Here is a 17,864-nt window from a genome sequence, read left to right as displayed (position 1 = left end):
TTATGTGGCGGCTGCGGTTTTCAACTGCGGCGGTCAGGGCTGGCCGGCCCGGCGTCGCGTGAAGATGTTTTCCAGCGCGTCGAAGAACGCGTCGATGAGGCGCATGTAGCCCTGCCAGCTCAGTTCAAACAACTGGATGAGGCCATGCAGCGGCGCGTCCGACGGCGGCACGTCCTCCCATTCGAGCCAGGCGTCGGCGCGACCGAACGTGCATTCCACGAGCTTGCGCTCCGTCTCCACCGTCATGTCGCTAAAACGCACGCCGAGGCGACGGTCGGCGAGACGCGCGACCACGGCGGGGAAGTCGTGCTCCAGCACGCCGCGCGAGAGCGTCACGTTGATGCGCTCGCCGGGTTCGAGCTTCGCGACGGCGTCGGCGGGCAGCATGAGGCCCAGGCCGCCCATCGAATAGTTCTCGGTCCGGCACGCGAGCGTGCGGCCGTCGGGCAGCGTGAGCATGGCGGGCACGCGCAGCGGAATGCGGTGCGCCACGCGCACCTGCTTCGCCTCTTTGGCCACGCCGAGCGCGAGCCCGAGAATGGTGAGATTCACGGCGGCCCAGAAGAGGTTCATGAACACCGTGGCGGGCTCGTCGGTTTGCCAGATCGTGAGTCGGCCGATGCCGGCGACCACGGAGAACAGATTGATCGCCAGCAGCACGAGATAGGGCTTCGAGATCGTCCAGTCGAGATATTCGTGCTCGATATGGCCGCCCTTCGACGTCACGTTGAACTTGCCGAGCTTCGGGTTGATGAACGCCATGGTGGTGGGCAGCACGATGTACCACGCGAGCACCGACTCGTACGCCTCGGCCCAGAACGAGTGCCGGTAGCGTCCCTGGATGCGCGAGTTGGCAATCGCGGCAATCACCAGATACGGCAGCACGTAGGCGAGGATCACGGGCGCGGGCGTGTTGATCACGTGCAGTCCGAAATACAGGTACGCGCCCGGCATCACGAGAAAGATGAGGCGCGGGAAGCCGTAGAAGAAGTGCAGCATGGCGTTGCTGTAGCACATGCGCTGGAAGAACGAGAGCCCCTTGCCGACCCACGGATTGTCGATGCGGAAGATCTGCGTCATGCCGCGCGCCCAGCGGATGCGCTGGCCGATGTGGTCGGCGAGGCTGTCGGTGGCGAGGCCCGCCGCCTGCACGGTGCGCAGGTAGGCCGAGGTGTAGCCGTGGCGATGCAGGCGCAGCGAGGTGTGGGCGTCTTCGGTCACGGTCTCGGTCGCGATGCCGCCGATGTGTTCGAGCGCCGCGCGCTTGATGACCGCGCACGAGCCACAGAAGAACGTGGCGTCCCAGAAGTCGTTGCCGTCCTGGATCAGACCGTAGAAGAGGCTGCCTTCGTTGGGCACGCGGTGGAACGTGTCGAAATTGCGCTCGAACGGATCGGGCGAGAAGAAATGGTGCGGCGTCTGCACCATCGCGCATTTTTTATCGGCGATAAAGACACCCACGGTCGTTTGCAGGAAGCTGCGCGTGGGAATGTGATCGCAGTCGAAGATCGCGACGTACTCGCCCTCGGTGAGCGGCAGCGCGTGATTGATGTTGCCGGCCTTCGCGTGCCGGTGCTCGTCGCGGCGCAGATAGCCCACGCCCGCCTCGCGCGCGAACTCCCGGAATTCGTCGCGGTCGCCGTCGTCGAGAATGTAGACGCGCAGCTTGTCGCGCGGCCAGTCGATCGAGCTGGCCGCGAACACCGTGGGCCGCACCACCGAAAGCGCCTCGTTGTAGGTCGGAATATAGATGTCGACGGTCGGCCAGTCGGCGGGATCGTCGGGCAGCGGCTGCGGCTTGCGGCGCAGCGGCCACGCGGTCTGCACGTAGCCGAAGATCAGCACGATCCACGTGTAAAGCTCGGCGGCATAGAGGATGTAGCCGACGATCGCTTCGGCGGGGCTCGAAAGGTGCAGCGTCTGTGTGCTGCGCCACCAGACGTAGCGGCCCGTCATGAGGATCGAGAGCATCACCATGAGCATGGTGGCGAGGCGCCCCGGCAGGCGGCGCGCGATCATCACCACGACGTACACGAGCAGGAACAGCAGCACCTGGCCCGCGAACGGCAGCGGCGTCGTGCACACGGCGACTGCCGCGATGAACGCGAGCCACAGCAGGCACTGGCGCAGGAAGGGCACGCTGTCGAGCGCCGCCGAAAGCTTCTCCAGACGCCGTTCGATGCCTTCCCACGGCACGTCCGGCAGGTGCGCGCCGACTGCCGCGCTCGCGCGCGAGGCGCGGCGATAGAGCGGTTCGAGCCGACTGTCGAGCCACGCGCGCAGCGCGAAGCGATGGTGCCCTTGCGGCGCCTTGTGCAGCTTGCGCAGGTCGGCGGCGAGGCGTTGACGCGCGCGGCGCGGCCGCAGGAAGAGGCGCAGGACCCAGGCGCTGGCGGTGTGGTCGCGGCCGATGTTCAGCCGCTGGCGCATGTCCTTGCCGAGCCGCGCGAAGGCGAGCGCGGGCACGTCGCGCGCGCCGGGCCGCGGCGGACGGAAGAACGCGCGCAGCAGCCACTGGCCGCCGGAAGCGTCGGGCGCGACATTGAATTCGGGCGCGCTCAGGCGCAGCAGCGATGCCCAGAACGCGCTCCATAGCGCAACGAATCGCTCGCGGATCATGGCGTGCTCCCGCGCGCGATGTGTTGCGCGAGCAGTTCGTCGGGCGCGTCGAGACTCGCGCCGCTGCCCCAGTGCGCGAGCCACGAGGCAATGCCGTTCAGATCGTGAGCGGCCTGCGAACTGGGCGCGCTCAGGCAGAAGTTTTCGCCGGCGGCGAGCGCGGCGGGCACGCCGGTATCCGCATGCACGAGATACGGCAGCATGGCTGCGCCGAGGCGCGCGCGCAGCAGCGAAACGATGTCCATGTGCAACGGGCGCGCGGGCACGACGGCATTGGCGACGAACACGCTGCGTTTGCGGGCGCGCACGAGGGCGGCGATCAGGCGCGGCAGCGTGGCGCAGGCGGTGGCGCACGGCGTGAGGACGCCGAGTACGAGGTCGGCGGCGTCGATTGCCTGACGCGCGTGCGCCGAAGGCCACGTGCCCGCATCGACGAGCGCGATCGTTTGCGGCGGCAGATCCACGCGCGCGAGCAGTTCGCGCAGCCAGCCGGGGCGCGCGTCGAGCAGGGCGCTGGCGTCGTCGTCGAGCGGTTCGTGGCCGTTTGCGTCGCCGCTCGCGAGACTGCCCCACGGCAGCACGAGCACGCCGTCGTCGCTTTGCAGCGCGGCGCGCGACCAGGCTTCGTCCGTGCCGGGACCGCCCGCCAGATGCGTGACGAGGCCTTCGCGCGCGCTCTCGCGCAGCCCGAAATGCAGCGCGAGCACGTTGCGCGGGTCGCACTCCGCTGCGAGCGCAACATGTTCGCGCGCCGCCAGCAGCCCGGCGAGCGCCGCGGTGAGCGTGGTGCGGCCCGCGCCGCCGACGCTCGAGACGATGGCGATGGTTTTCATCGGCGCGGCCCCGTCTGGCTGAAGCGGCGCTGGCCGCGAATCAGCAACGCATCGACCTGCGGCGGCAACTGAAGCGGACGCGAGCGCACCGGCCGCAGCCACATGGGCACGAAGCGCGCAAGGCGCAGACGCCAGGCGATGAAGTAGAGCGGCACGGCGAGGATCATGCCCCAGACGAAGTAACCGAGGAAGACGTTCAATTCGCGCTCCTATGCTTTGAGCGGCAGCGGCGCGCGCTGCGGCGCGGTTCGCGTTTTCGCGTTGTCGGTGCGCGCGGCGGGGTCGAGCACGGGCAACAGGTCGCCGTTTGTGGGAGCCGCGGCGGCCGCTGCCGTTGCTGATGCCGGCGCGATGGCGGAGGCCGCCGCCGGCGGCAAGGTCTGGCCGTTCGCCTGCACCGGTACGGCCGCGGGCGCGGCGGGCTGCCCCTCGTTGATCGCGAGCCAGCCCGAATAGTCGGGCGGCGGCGCGGTGTCGATTTCGTCGGCGAACGCGACCAGCGCCTCGGTGATCGCGCGGCCGTCGCCGTAGCGCTCCTCGCCCTGGAACAGCTCGGCGAGCGGCCGCTGGAACACGCGCTGGCACACGGCGTCGGCGTCGCTCATGCGGCAGGCGAAGAAGAACACGTAGAGGCTGTCGCCGCTCGCCGTCACGATGTCGCCCGCGCGCCGCAGATTGCACGCCTTGAGCGCATCCACGTGCGCGATTTCCGGCATCAGCGCGAGGCGGATCAGCACGCTCGGCAACTGGATCACGCGGCTGCGTTCCACCGCCGCGCGCACCAGTTCGACGAAATGCGCCGCGCCCACATAGCCGCTCTCCTCGCCGTGCACGACGGCGGCAAGCGCCGCGCGGTAATCGGCGGGCATGGGCCGCGAATACACCTGGCCCTGCAGGCTTTCGACGATGGCCTCAACCTGCGCAAGCGGCGTTTGCCGCGCGATCACGCGGTTCGCGCCGAGGTTGAGCATGAGCGACTCGTAGCGCATCGCCACGGCATCCTCGCGCACGATGATCTTGAGCGCTTCGCCGCATTGCCGGCGCAGCGTGTGCACCTGTTCCGCCAGCGTTTCGAGATCGCGGTTCACGCTGAAATCGAGGATCACCGTGGCGGCGACCGAGGTGTGTGCGGCCGCCACCGCGGCCTCGTTGTTATCGACGATCTGCCAGGCCTGCGGCAGCACGCGCTCGTGCAACATGGCGTCGCGCGAAACGATCACGCGGCCCTCGTCGGGTGCGAGCAGGCCCGCCTCGCCGATCTCGGCTTCGAAGGTGCCGCCAGAAACGGTCAGCCGGTGCTCGGCGGCGGAAAAGCGCAGCGGCACGCTCTGGCTGCCGTGCACGGCGTCGCCGGCGCGCCAGAACGCCACTTCCCAGTGATACTGGCCCTGCACCTGATGCAGTTGCGCCGCGCCCGCGAAGCGCGCCTGGAAGGCGGCCAGTTCGGGATGCTCCTGATCGTCGCCGAGGCCAGGCGGCGCGGCCACCATCAGCACGCCGTAACGATGCTGCGCGCACCAGAGCGCGAGTTGCGCGCCCTGACTCGCGAGCGCGGCGGGGTCCTGCCAGTTGAAGAACGCCTCCGCACCTTCGATGAAGAACTGGCTTTCGGGCGCGGCGCATTGCGCGGCGAGCGCGCCGAGCGCTTCGATCAGCACCTGCGCGCCGTCGCGCTCGGGGATCGGCCGCAGCGCGCATACGTTTGCCCACGCGCTCGTCGAACCGGCTTTTTCGATATCGACGCCATGGTCGCGCAACGTAGCCGCGAGGCTCGCGCCGTCGCGCGTCGAAAGCACCGTGGCGGGACCGGCGAGCGCGGCGGCGGCGGTTTGCCAGAAAAGCGCGTCGCGCGCGGGCGACGTGCTCGCGTAGACCACGTGCACCTGGCCCGCGCCGAGCGAGGCGAGCGTGGCCGGCAGGCCGTCGATCGCGAGCGGCTCGCGGCGCGCGAGGCGCGAGAACAGCGAGCGGCGCGTATCGCGGCTGGCGGCGGGCGCAGCGGGAAAGGTGGCGGGATCGTTCATCTCATCGCTCGTGTTGCTCGTGTCTCGGTTTTCATCGTCGTCATGCGCTCGCTGCGTGGCCACGTCAATAAGCCGAATAAGGCACGACCGGCCGCGGCGGGAACGGCACCGGGCCCTTCTGCGGCGAGAAGAAGTAGCGCATGTAAAGCACGCCCACGTTCGGCGCGTAGTCGCGCGAGCGGTCGATCGAAAAGCGGCCGCCCACCACGAAGTGCTCCGTCACGCGGTATTCGAGCGCCGCTTCGATCGTGTAGCTGAAGCCGCCGCCCGAGCCGCCGCCGAAGTACGGCGAGCCGAGGTCGTTGGCGTTCATGAACGCGAGCGCCTGAGCCTGCAGACCCGGCCGCGTGGGATAGAACGGCGACTCGTTCTCGTTGGTGAACGACATACCCACCGATCCGTCGATCTCCCACGAAAGCTTCTTGTAGCGGCCGGTCCAGTCGAGCGGAATGCCGATCGAAAAATAGCTCTGCGGGCTGTAGTAGCCGCCGTTGCCGAACGTGTAGTTGTGCTCGTTCTTCGAGTACTTCCAGTAGTTAAGGATCAGCCCGCTCGACACGATCTGGTCGGGCCGCTTGAACACGGACCAGTCGTAGCCGCTGCGCACCTTGAACTCCTGGTTGGTCTCCACGTTGGTGCCGGTCAGAAGGCCGAAGCCGATGCTCGTGAAGATCGTGCCGGGTCCGAAGTCCTTCGCGCCGCGCACGGTGAAGCCGTTGCGCACCACGCCGCCCCACTTCTCGCCTGTGACCGGATCGATGCCGCCCGCGTACGAAACGAGGCTGGCGGTCACGGGCCGTCGCGAGACGTCGAGCGAGAGCGACGCATCGTTCAGGAAGTCGTGGCGATACTGAATGCCGCCGAGCACGCTCTCGATCGGGAAGCCCAACGGCGTGCTGCCGATGTCGGCGCGCCAGCTATTGTTCGCGCCGTTGAACTCGTAGCCCGCCGCGAGCGCGACGCCCGTGGCGGTCTCGTTGATGTTTCCGAGCCCGGCGTTGCCGAGCGCCGCGATCTTGCCGTACTTGTACGCGGTGTCGAGATCGCCGCCGGGCAGCGTGCCGGCGTTCAGGTAGACCGTATCGGCGTGGAAGAAATAGTGGCCCGTGTAGCCATCCGGAATGCGCACGTACAGCGGCACTTCGGTGGCGTGCAACTCGGAAATGCCGGGGTCGCCCGAAAGGTTGGACTGATACCAGCCGGTCGCGACCTGCCCCTGCTTGCGGTCTTCCAGGCTTTGCAGCGCGCGGCCGGCCGACGTCGTGCCGTCGGCGTCGGGTTGCGTGCCTTCGGCTTGTTCCTGCGTGCGCGAGGTGCGGTACAGGCTCGCGGCTTCGTTGTAGTTGCCGCGCGCTTGCGCCACGCGCCCCGCCTGGATCGTGATGGACGGGTTGTCCGGATACTGTTCGCGCAACGGATCGACCACGGCGGAAGCCTCGTCGTTCAGCCCGAGCGCGGTAAAGCGCCGCGCCACGGCCAGGCGCGTGTCGATGTCGTTCTCCGCGGTGTCGGCCAGCACTGCGCGCACCATGTCTGCGGCCTCCCGGTTTCGGCCCATGCGCTCCAGCATACGCGCAACGGCAAGGCGTGCATCGGCGTCGTCGGGTTGCGTGGCGAGTACTTTCTGCGCCGAAGCCATCGCGCCCTTGTAGTCGCCCTTCGCGTCGAGCAGATCCACCTCTTCGAGCAGCCACCGGCGGTTCGACTTGAGGCGGTCCGGCACGGCGTCGAGCGTGTGGCGCGCGCCCGTGAGGTCGCCCGCCTCGATCTGCCGGTCGGTCTCCCGCACCGCGAGGCGCAGTTCCTGGTCGTCGAGGCTGGCCAGTTGCTCCTGCGTGATGCCGGGCTGGTCGCGCGTCGCGTCGATCCAGTTCGCCCATGCGTCGTCGCGATTGGCCGCCGCCAGCAGTTCGCCGTAGCGCACGCGCGCGCCGTTGGCCGCCGGGTCGTCGGGATGCGCCGCGAGCCAGTCCTGCACGAGCTTCAGGCCCCGGTCCGGCTCGCCGATGGCGATCCACTCGCGCCCGACCGTGGCGAGCATCTGCGGATCGTTGGCCGCGTTGGCGTCCGCGGCGGCGGAATCGAGCAGCGCGCGCGCTTCGTCTTCGTTGCCCTGGGCGATCAACTGGCGCGCCTGCGCGATCTTCTTCTGCGCCGCGAGATTGCCCATCAGCTCGCGCATGCCCTGGCTGCGCTCGCCTTCAGGCACGGCGGCGAGTTGCGCGGCGGCCGCGGCGATGTCGTCGACGGAATTCAGGTAGAGCGCCGTGGCGTATCGCATGTCGGGCGCCTGCGAGACCTTCAGGCCGTCTTCCATCACCTGGCGGCCGAGCGCGGGCAGGCCGAGGTCGCGGTACTGGCGGGCGAGCGTGAAGCGCGTCCAGGCGTCGTCGGGCGTGAGGCGCACCGCTTCTTCGAGTTTCGCGATGGCCGGGCTCTTGCGGTTGTCGGCCAGCAACTGGTCGGCCTGGATGGACAGCAGCTCGGCGTGCAGGCGCTTGAGTTCCGCAGTCGAGCCGCTGACGCGCGGCGTCGTGGCGGCGATGAGCGGCTCGATCTCGTTCTCGCGATGCGTTTCGCGCAACACGGTCACGAGTCCGCGCAGCGCGTCCATGTCGGGCCTGGGCGCGTTGACGAGCGGGCGCAGCACGGCTTCGGCCTCGGGCCACTTCTTCTGCGCGATGAGCGCGTTGCCGAGAATATCGCTGGCGGTCGCGTTGCCCGGATCGAGCCTGAGCGCCTCGCGCGCGAGCGTTTCGGCTTCTTCCGGCAAGCCCCGCGAGTTGGCGTCGCGCGCCTTCGCAATGGTGCCCCAGATGGTGGCCGTCTTTTCGAGGCTGCGCCATTTGCCCGCGTTGTCCGGGTCGAGCGTGATCGCGCGCGCGAACAGCTCGCGCGCCTCGTCGTGACGGCCTTCGCGCAGCCGCACGAGGCCGAGCGCGCCGATGGTTTCGCCGTCGCTGGGGTTTGCGCGCTGCGCGCTTTGCAGCGACGTTTCGGCGTCCTTGAGATCGCCGCGGTCCAGTTGCGCGAGACCGCGCGCGCGGTCGGCGGCGCCTGGGCCCGGACGGGGACGCGCGCGCGCCTGGGTGGAGGCCTGTGCGCGGCCTGCGGGCGTGCCCGGCTGCGCGGCGACGACGGCTGAAGGATTCCGCGCCAGGGCTTGCGCCTGCGCCTGGTCCTTCGCGCCGAGCTTCTTGCCGAGGTCGGCGACGGTTTGCTGCGCGTCGGTGTCGTCGGGTACTTCCTGCAGGTATCGCAGATACCACACGTAATAGGCGGGATCGTCGCGCCCGGCGCTGCCGAGCGCGCGCCGCCACAGTTCGAGTGCGCGTGCGCGGTCGCTGTCCTGACGCTGATACACGCGGTAGATCAGATTGAGGCCTTCGAGGCGCGTGTCCGCGCGGTCGGTGAGCAGGTCGCCGAGTATCAGCGCGAGGCGCGGATCGTTCGGGTTCTGCTTCACGCGCGCCCGCAATTCGCCGATGGCCTGCGCGCGGCCCGCCGTCGTGCCGGCGAGGATGCGGTAGTAGTCGCTCGCCAGATCGCCCGCGGGCGCGCCGTTCGGAAAGAGCTTCAGCAGGCGCGCGGAGGCTTCCTCGCTCTTGCCCGCGGACGAGAGCAGGCGGATCTGGGCCATCTCCATCTTGCCGCTCGTGGCGACGCGGTAGGCGTCGTCGAGTTGTTTCGTCGCGCTCGCGTTCGGGGCGATCTTCTTGAGTTGCGCGAGGATTTTCGCGGTATCGGCCGGGCGGTTTTCGCGCAGTTCGATCTCGCCGAGGAGCGCGAGGGCGTCGGGCTGCTGCGGGTCGAACAGCAGCGCTTTTTGCACGAGCCCGCGCGCGACGTCGGGACGGTTCTTGCCCTCCCACATGCGCGCGGCCGAGAGCAGTTGCGTAGCCTGGGTCGTCGGCGCGGCGGCGTTGGCCGCTGGCTGCGGCGTTGCCGTTTGCGCCCGGGCCGGATACGGCGACGCCGCGACGAACAGCGCGACAAGCGGCGCGAGTTTGGGCAACGAGCGGTTGGGCGGCGCGCCGGGACCGGCGACGGCTGGCAACGCGTGCGCGGCCAGACGCCGCGCCTCACGGCGCGCGCTGCGCGCTCGGGCGGCGCGGCGGGCAGACGCAAGGGCGGTCAGCGCGGCGCGGGGCATGCACTCGTCCATGCTGGGGCGACGCGGCCTTGCGCGTCGAAATGATAAAGCCCGTCGAGGTAGCCGAGCCCGAACAGCATCAGCACGCTGCTGTAGTAGCCGGGCGCCGACTTCTGCGCGAGCGTGCGGCTGCGCTCGGCCTGGGCGTTCGCGAGATCGCCGCGGCCGAGCGCAGCCAGATACGGGGCAACGGCGGCGGAAAAGCCGCCGTTGCCTTCGTTCGGTCCCGGCGTGCCCGTCGTGGTGTCGACGCGCTCGGGCGGAAAGCCATGCGCGCCGACGAAGTCCGCGAGCGGTTTGAAGGTGGCGAGCGTGCCGGCGCGCAGCGGGTCGTCGCTCGCGAGCATGCCCGCCCACAGGTACACGCGAATCGCGTTGTAGGCGCTCTCGGCGTGCGTTTGGGCGTCGGGCGCGAAGCCGCCTTTCGCGTGAAATTCCACCCAGTCGGGCGAGTAGCCCTTGGGCGCGGTCTCGTTGACGAGTCTCGCCGAGGAGGCCAGCAGCGCCTTCCATTCGCCCGCCTGCGGCAGCGCGAGCATGAAGCGCCGCATGACCTGGAGAGGCACATAGCTCGGGTTCAGGCGCCAGCCGTCCTTGCCGATCGTGAAGCCAACCGGTCCGGGCAGCACCGTGCGCCCAAGGCCCGGCAGCACGGCGGTTTCCTCGCGCACGATGTTGCGCGCCATTACAGTGCCGAGCGCGGTGTAGCGGCGCTCGTTCCAGAGGCGCCCGGCTTCGAGCAGCGTGTACGCGATCCAGAGGTCGGCATCGCTGGCGGGGTTGCTGTCGATCACGCCCCACTGCGGCTCGCCGGCATGCGCGGCTGAAGCGCCTGAAGCGGCGAGGGGTTTGCCGTCATCGCCGATATCGCGCCGGCCCCAGATCCATGCGGGCAGATGCGCGGCGAGGTCGCCCTGCGCGAGATTGTTTTCGGTCCACGTGAGGATCTTGTCGAAGCTCGCGCGGTCGTTCGCGACCAGCGCGAAGAAGAGCGCGTAGGACTGACCTTCGGAAACGCTCACCTGGCGCGGCGTGCTCGCGTCGATGACGCGGCCGTCGGCGCTCAGCAGCGTGCTGCGGAAGGTGGTCCATGCGGGCCACGCGCAGGCGGCGGGGCTGGCGGGCTTTGCGGCGTCGGCCGCGCTGCCATTGCCTGCCGGCGCAGCCGCGTGCGCCGTGGCGGCCGGCATCAGCAGTGCCAGCGTGCCGAATGTGCCGAGCGGCGCGCAGGCAAGCGCGCCGGCCGCTAGCCAGCGCGTGAGCCGGGGCGCAAGCCGTGGCGCCTTGGCGGGCGCGCGCATAGCCAGAGCCGGGCGCATGGTCAGGTCCCGGAACGGCGGCTGGCCATGCGGCCAAGCGCCCAGAATACGGTGAGCGCCACGATCAGGCCGGCCAGAATGCCCGCGAGCGCCATCAGCGACGGGTAGCGCGAGATGAACACCCAGGCGCGCGCATACCACGGCAGATCGCCGACGAAATAGCGCTCGCCCACGCGCAGCCCCTCGACCTGGCCATAGCGCACGAGCGTGAGGTCGCCGTGCATCTGCGAGATCTTGCCGCCGTCCTCGAGCGCGTCGAGCACGTCGCCGAGCTGCGCCGACGAAGTCGTGGAGAGCGCCACCACGCTTCTGCCCGACCTCAGCGGCGACTCGAAGCCGATCAGCGCGGCCATCGGTCCGCCGAGCGTGACGATGGAGCGTCCCGACGGCGCCGCGTCCTCGTCCTGGGTGCCGCCAAGCCAGCCGGGCCAGCCCGAGCGCTGGTCGCGCGTGGTCACCGCGGTCCTGCCTTGTTCGATGAGAAGCGGCAGATCTTTGCCCCACTTCTCGAGCAACTGCGCGCCCGAGCCCACGCCGATCACGAGCAGGTTGCTGTCGCGCACGGTATCCACCTGGCTTGCGGGCACGATCGTGAGGCGCAGCGAAGGCAGGCCAGTCCACTGACCCATGTGGCCGAGCAGCGTGAGCACGGCTTCCTGATCTTTCGTGTCGGGTTCGTCGGGGATCACGATGGCCGTGTCGGAGAGGTCGGCCATGCGCGTGAACGGATAGCCGCTGTTCGCGAAGAAGGCGAGATTGGGCAGCGCCGTGTAGTGCGCGAAGCCGCTGAAGTCGATGACCGAGTCCGGATCGACGGCCGCGCGCGCGACGTCGGCGGCCGTGGAGGCGCACAGGCCCGTCTTCTGCGAATCGATATGAAACTGGAACTGGAACTGGTTGTCGCTGCCCACGCGAAACGCGGGAATCTCCAGATTGGTCGCGGAGCGCGTGTCCGAGCCCGAGAGCAGCGGCACGTTGATGCGCGCTTCGTCGGAGGCGCGCGTGACCGGCCGCAGCCGCTGCGAGCGCACGAGCTGATCGTTGATGTTCACGTTGAGCACCGAATCGTTCCACGCGGAAGGCGCCGTGTAGCGATAGCGGATGTCGAGCGGCACGTTGCCGCGCGCCCACGCGTAAAGGTCGGCGGGCACGCGCAGATTCACGCGGATCGCGGGCGGGTTGTAGCCGGACACCTGAAGCTGTTGCGGATCGGTCACCAGCTCGCGGAACTGCACGGGGCGATCGGTGGGCACCCAGTTCGGCGCGTCATACGGTTTGCGCGCCGGGCCGAGATCGATCGACTTCACCATCACGCTGCTGCCCGCCATGCCGGCCTGGCCGAGCGCGAGCGCATAGGCGGCGTTCTGGAGTTCCTCGGGCGTGCGGCCCGCGAGCACGAGCAGCTTGCGGCCCGACTGCGGATCGGCGGCCGGATTCGCCATGACGGTGATCGTGGGGCCCTTGATCTCCGGCAGGTTCAGCCCCTCGGGCACCTGGCCGGGCAGTGCGAGCGCGATGGCGTTGGCGTCGGACGGCACGGTGCGCGTGACCGGGAAGCGCGAACCGCGATAGCTTGCGAGCGCGCCGAGCCACGACGAGACGACGCCCGCCGCGCGCAGCACGGGCACGCCCGCATTGGCGGCGAGCACGAAGGGCACGCGCACGAGGCGGTTGTCGTGACGATCGAAGAACGGCGCAGGCAGAAGGCCGAGGCTATCGGGCAGGACGATGCCCGCCGTGTTGAGCGTGAGCGACGTGTCGGGACTCACGTCGGCCCAGAGGCTCGAGTGATAGGGGTCCTCGCAGTGATCGAGCGTGTAGTGGGCGATCATCTGCACGGTGATGCGGTTGTAGTCCGTGAAGAGGCGCGGATCGAGATCGATCTCGCTCGTCACGCGCTGGCCGGCCGTCTCCTTCACGAGCGGGATCGTCGCGACGATTTCGCCGTTCACGAACACCTTGAGATGCGAGAGCGACCAGATCAGCGAGGGCGAGTAGGTGTAGACGAGCTTGAGCTTCGCGCCGGTCACCACTTCGTCGGTGCGCACATCGACGCTCATGCCGGCGGTGGGATCGAGTCCGCGCAGCGCGATCGGCCCGTACACGCCCATTTGACGCAGCGTGAACGTGCGCGAGCGCGGCGGTCCGAGCGGCGCAGCCGCGGCCGCCTCGGGCACCACAGCGCCGGGAGCCGTCTGGATGACGACGGGCCCGCTTGCCGCAGCGGAGGCCGCTGCCGGCGCGGATGCGGGAACGTCGCTTGCGCCGGCCGCTGCCGCCTGGGTGGTCGCTTTGGTGGTCTGTGTCGCCGCGATAGCCGATTGGTCCACCGCGAAAAGGCTCGCCCCCAGCAGCAATCCGGCGACGAGTGCGCCCAGCCCAACTTGAACGGATAGTCGCATCACAACAGCCCTTGGTTTTCTTCGTGGGGCTGCCTTCATCCTGGAAAGACAGCGACCAACGATAATGGCGGCGTAGTGCCGTCAGTCGTTATCTCGAAACGGCGTCGATGTGGGGGGAGTGTAGCGGAGAGCTGAGGATCGCGCCCTATGAATGCATATGTTTATGCCCATTGCGTGGCGTGCGTAGATCACGGGCTGGCGCGGCCTGGCGGCCGATTTGACAGTTGCGCGCGCCGTTAGGGACAAGAGGCCGGTTGATTGACAATTCCTGAGCGCGCAACAAAAGGTCGTGCGCGTTGCAAATGCGCAACGGGGGCGCTCCCAAGTCGGGGACCGCGTGTGGCTTGCTTTCAAATTCGCGTGGTTGATCAGGATAGCGAATTAATCAGGCATGAGAAACAAGGGCCTGGCGGTTCAACGCCAGGCCCTCTTCATACTGCTACATCCGGACAATTACCAATCAGAAGTCCGTCGTCATCGAGAACAACACGGTGCGCGGCGCACCCATCGTCAGATAACCGCCGTTGGTCGACGCCCAGTAAGCCTTGTTCGCGAGGTTATAGACGTTGGCGCGGAACGTAGTCGGCCGGCCGAACACGTTCGTCGCATAGCGCGCGCCCAGGTCCACCGTGTCCCACGCCTTGATCGACATGGTGTTGGCTGCATCGAAGTACTGCGGACCCGTGTGCGTCCAGCGCGCCGAAAGCGTGAGGCCTTGAATCCAGGGCACGTCGTACTCGGCGCCCAGGTTGACAAGGAAGCTCGGCACGCCCACCGGCGCCTTGCCGTCGGTCGAGCCCCCTTCGGTGTCGAGCTGCACGGCGTTGATATAGGTTGCGCCCGCAATCAAACGCACGCCCTTGTACACCTCGCCGAACACCGACGCTTCCACGCCGCGATGGCGCTCGTTGCCGTTGGCCACGTACACGCCTGCGCCGTTGGTATACGTCTGCGGCTTTTCGAGCTGGAAGAGGGCGAGCTGCGCGCCGTACTTGCCGTTGTCGTACTTCGCGCCCACTTCATACTGCTTCGTGCGCTCCGGCGCGAGCTGCTCGCCGTAGTTCAGCGTGCCTTGAGGCGCAATGCCGCCCGCCGAAAGCGACTCGCTGCGGTTCGCGTAGATCGACACGTTTTCCCACGGCTTGACGACGAGGCCGAACAGCGGCGTGGTGATCGAGTCGTTGTAGTTCGAGGTTTGCAGCAGCGTCGACGACGAGTAGCCGTTCGACAGAATCTCCTGGTGACGCACGCCCACGGTGAACAGCACGCGGTCGTGGAAGAAGCCGAGCGTGTCCGAAGCGGAGATGCTGCGCAGCAGGTTCAGCGCCGTGATCGGCGGGTTGCCGTCCATGCCGGCCTGCATCGTGGTGGGGGGGTACGGCACCTGCGGCGTGTTGTAGAGATCGGTGTCGAACGGGCCGCCGTAGGTCCAGCCCGAACTCGTTTCCACACGCACGATTGAGGCGCCCGCGGTCACGAAGTGGCTCACCGGGCCCGTGTCGAAGCGGCCGCGCACGCCCGCTTCCGCGGAGGTCGCGCCTTCCTTGCGCACGACGCCCAGGCGCGAGCCGGTCGTGTTCGCGGGATCGGTGTAGTACGGCGAGAAGTATTCGCCGTGCTCGTTCGTGTGACGCACGCCGCCCGTGACATACGCGGTCCAGCCGGGCAGGAAGTCGTATTCGGCGCGCAGGATGCCGACGGTGTCCTCGGCGTCGCTATACGACCAGCTTTGCGCATAGTTGTGCGTGGCCGAGGGCACCGCGGGAATCTCGTCGCCGAGCACGTAGACGACCGGGCGGCCGTCCGACACGTGCTGGCGCTGATACATGAAGTCGCCTTCGAGGCGCAGCTTGTCGCCGCGCCAGTCGAGCGCCACGGCCGTCTGGTTGTTACGGCGCATCTCGTTGTCGATGCTCGTTTCGCCGTCGCGGTTCGACTGGTTCACGCGAATGCCGAACTGGTCGTTGTCGCCGAAGCGGCGGCCCACGTCGATATGCGTGCCGAACTCGCCCGAGGCGCTGCCTTCGAGCGTCACGCGCGTGAGCGGCTTGTCGTCGGCGCGCTTGAGTTGCAGGTTCACGCTGCCGCCAATGGCGCTGCCGTTGGGCGACGCGCCGTTCAGGAACGCGCTCGCGCCCTTGAAGATGTCCACGCGCTCGAGCGCCGCCGTCTCGACGAGCTGGCGCGGCGTGATGCCGTACAGGCCGTTGAGCGAGATGTCGTCGCTGTCGAGCGTGAAGCCGCGAATGACGTACACCTCCTGGAAGTTGCCGTAACCGTAGGCGGTGCGCACGGCCGGATCGTTCGAGAGCACGTCGCCGATGGTGCGCGCCTGCTGGTCTTCGATCAGCTTCGCGGTGTAGGTCGTCATGCTGAACGGCATGTCGATGCTCTTCTGCGAGCCGAGCACGCCGAAGTCGCCGCCGCGCGCCACGTGGCCGCCGCCGAAAGTCGGCTGCAGGTCGCCCGGCAGCGTTTCCTGGGCCGCTTGGACTTTCACGGTGGGCAAAGTGGCGTTGCCTGCGTCGCCGGTTGCGGCGGCGCCGCTCGCTGCGGCGGGCGCGGCGGCTTGCGCGAATGCGGCGGCTGGCAGACTGAAGGCGACGGCGATGGCGGCGAGGATGGCAGCGCGGGAAGTCGGGAGACGCGAGGGCAAGTTGAAAGGCGAATGCAAACGGGATGCGGACATAAAAAGGGTTCGTAGCGAAGGTAGCGCTGGCGCCCCGTGATGCCTTGTGCTGCGCGCAGGCTCCGGGCGACTGGTTATGCTTTGCCGGTCAGACGGAAAAGTATGCGGATTGTATTGCAAATGAGAATGCTTGTTATTTAAATGTTGCTGTCAATAGGTGTATTCAGCGTTTACGCAACAATTTCAGGGGAGGGAAGCCCTGAAAGAATTCGAAAATTCGGGGTCGTAAGCCATGAGCGCGACTTCGCTCAACGTTGCGCGCTCAACCAAACCGACGCATGGAGCCGATAAGCAGATTCGATGCCTTCAGGCAGTCCTTTCGTTGGTTCGCGATGCGCGCCCAAACCTACAATGGGACTTCGTGATGATCGACGTCTGGTGAACCGGAAATGACTGAAAAATCGATGCTCGTGGTGAGCGCGCACAGCGCGGATTTCGTGTGGCGCGCGGGTGGCGCGATCGCCCTGCACAAGAAGAACGGCTATCGCGTGAAGGTGGTGTGTCTCTCGTTCGGCGAACGCGGCGAGTCGGCGAAGCTCTGGCGCAAAGATCCCGGCATGACCATCGAGACAGTGAAGGCCGCGCGCCGCGAGGAAGCGCTCGCCGCCGCCGCGATTCTGGGCGCGCAATGCGAATTCTTCGATCTGGGCGATTACCCGCTGCGCGTTCCGGACGAAGCGCTTTTGCGCCTCGTGGACATCTATCGCGACGTGCAGCCCGCGTTCGTGCTGAGTCATTCGCCGAAAGACCCGTACAACTTCGATCATCCGCTCGCCATGCACGTGGCGCAGGAAGCGCGCATCATTGCGCAGGCCGAGGGCCACCAGCCAGGGCAGAAGATCGTCGGTGCGCCGCCCGTCTACGCGTTCGAACCGCATCAGACCGAACAGTGCGAGTGGATTCCGGACACGTTCCTCGACATCACCGAAGTGTGGGACGTGAAGCGCCGCGCGATTGAATGCATGGCGGGCCAGGAACATCTTTGGGAGTACTACACGCGCGTGGCGCAACAACGCGGCGTGCAGGCCAAGCGCAATATCGGCATTACGGCGAAGCGCGATATTCAATACGCGGAAGGGTATATGCGTCTGACGCCTGCCGTCGTGGGAGACCTGTCATGAAGCGCGGCGTAGTCGTCACCCGTATTGCGCGCGCCGACGCGCGCCATGTCGAAATCCTCAAGGAAGCCGGTACGGCCACCGTGCACGAAGCGCAAAGCCGTCTCGGCCTGCTTGCCGCCTGTTTGCGGCCCATTTATTCGGGCGCCGCGATTGCCGGTTCGGCCGTGACCGTGCTCATGCCGCCCTCGGACAACTGGATGCTGCACGTAGCCGTGGAGCAATGCCGCGAAGGCGACGTGCTCGTGGCCGCGCCCACTTCGCCCTGCGAAGACGGCTACTTCGGCGAACTGCTCGCCACTTCGCTCGCGGCGCGCGGCGTGCGCGGACTCGTCATCGACGCGGGTTGCCGCGACCTGCGCGCACTGAAGGCAATGGACTTTCCGGTGTGGTCGAAAGCCGTTTCCGCGCAAGGCACGGTGAAGGAAACGCTGGGTTCGGTGAACGTGCCGGTGGTGTGCGCGCAGCAGATCGTGCATCCGGGCGATGTGATCGTTGCCGACGACGACGGCGTGGTCGTGGTGCCGTTCGCCACGGTGGCGAAAGTCGTGGAAGCCACCCAGGCGCGCCTTGCCAGGGAAGAAAAGACGCGCATGGTGCTCGCGGGCGGGACGCTCGGCCTCGACTATTACGGAATGCGCGAGCGCCTGGCCGAAAAAGGACTGCGCTACGTCGAGACACCGGCAGATGCTTGAGTCCGCAACGAA

Annotated in this window: 10 protein-coding genes; 2 read left to right on the top strand and 8 right to left on the bottom strand. The window is 67.9% G+C overall.

Translation table 11 applies throughout. From position 1 onward, the window contains the following. Positions 1-33: 33 nt before the first annotated feature. The 8 genes from bcsA to U5768_RS06520 all read right to left on the bottom strand — a co-directional run bounded on the left by bcsA (position 34) and on the right by U5768_RS06520 (position 16,039). Complete coding sequence (bcsA, locus tag U5768_RS06555) at positions 34-2,619, bottom strand: UDP-forming cellulose synthase catalytic subunit (protein WP_322029552.1); 2,586 nt, start codon at positions 2,617-2,619, stop codon at positions 34-36. After that, positions 2,616-3,452 carry a cellulose biosynthesis protein BcsQ gene (gene bcsQ / locus U5768_RS06550; protein ID WP_322029551.1) on the bottom strand — a complete coding sequence of 279 codons (837 nt, stop codon included), beginning with the start codon at positions 3,450-3,452 and terminating at the stop codon, positions 2,616-2,618. Before bcsQ ends, bcsA begins: the two co-directional genes overlap by 4 nt. Next, a complete protein-coding gene (locus U5768_RS06545; RefSeq protein WP_322029550.1) occupies positions 3,449-3,652 on the bottom strand; it encodes a hypothetical protein in 204 nt (67 codons plus the stop codon). Before U5768_RS06545 ends, bcsQ begins: the two co-directional genes overlap by 4 nt. A gap of 9 nt (positions 3,653-3,661) precedes the next feature. Further along, a complete protein-coding gene (gene bcsE / locus U5768_RS06540) occupies positions 3,662-5,476 on the bottom strand; it encodes a cellulose biosynthesis protein BcsE (protein ID WP_322029549.1) in 1,815 nt (604 codons plus the stop codon). Positions 5,477-5,540: 64 nt separating this feature from the next. After that, entirely contained in the window at positions 5,541-9,629 is a 4,089-nt protein-coding gene (locus tag U5768_RS06535) for a cellulose synthase subunit BcsC-related outer membrane protein (RefSeq protein ID WP_322029548.1), read from the bottom strand. Continuing rightward, complete coding sequence (gene bcsZ / locus U5768_RS06530) at positions 9,611-10,948, bottom strand: cellulose synthase complex periplasmic endoglucanase BcsZ (protein ID WP_322029547.1); 1,338 nt, start codon at positions 10,946-10,948, stop codon at positions 9,611-9,613. Before bcsZ ends, U5768_RS06535 begins: the two co-directional genes overlap by 19 nt. A gap of 2 nt (positions 10,949-10,950) precedes the next feature. After that, positions 10,951-13,350: a cellulose biosynthesis cyclic di-GMP-binding regulatory protein BcsB gene (gene bcsB / locus U5768_RS06525; protein ID WP_322029546.1), complete on the bottom strand. Its 2,400-nt coding sequence runs from the start codon at positions 13,348-13,350 to the stop codon at positions 10,951-10,953. Between the two features lie 460 nt (positions 13,351-13,810). Then, a complete protein-coding gene (locus U5768_RS06520; RefSeq protein WP_322029545.1) occupies positions 13,811-16,039 on the bottom strand; it encodes a TonB-dependent siderophore receptor in 2,229 nt (742 codons plus the stop codon). Between the two features lie 389 nt (positions 16,040-16,428). On the opposite strand from U5768_RS06520, the gene U5768_RS06515 reads away from it, so the two are divergent. Beyond that, positions 16,429-17,160, top strand: coding sequence for a PIG-L deacetylase family protein (locus U5768_RS06515; protein WP_322029544.1), 732 nt, complete (start codon positions 16,429-16,431; stop codon positions 17,158-17,160). Then, positions 17,157-17,852: a 4-carboxy-4-hydroxy-2-oxoadipate aldolase/oxaloacetate decarboxylase gene (locus U5768_RS06510; RefSeq protein ID WP_322029543.1), complete on the top strand. Its 696-nt coding sequence runs from the start codon at positions 17,157-17,159 to the stop codon at positions 17,850-17,852. Before U5768_RS06515 ends, U5768_RS06510 begins: the two co-directional genes overlap by 4 nt. Positions 17,853-17,864 lie beyond the last annotated feature (12 nt).

Source organism: Paraburkholderia sp. J76 (genome assembly GCF_905220295.1).
Taxonomy (GTDB): Bacteria; Pseudomonadota; Gammaproteobacteria; order Burkholderiales; family Burkholderiaceae; genus Paraburkholderia.
The sequence above is the reverse complement of the archived record's forward strand: the minus strand, read 5'-3'. Positions and strand labels throughout refer to the sequence as shown.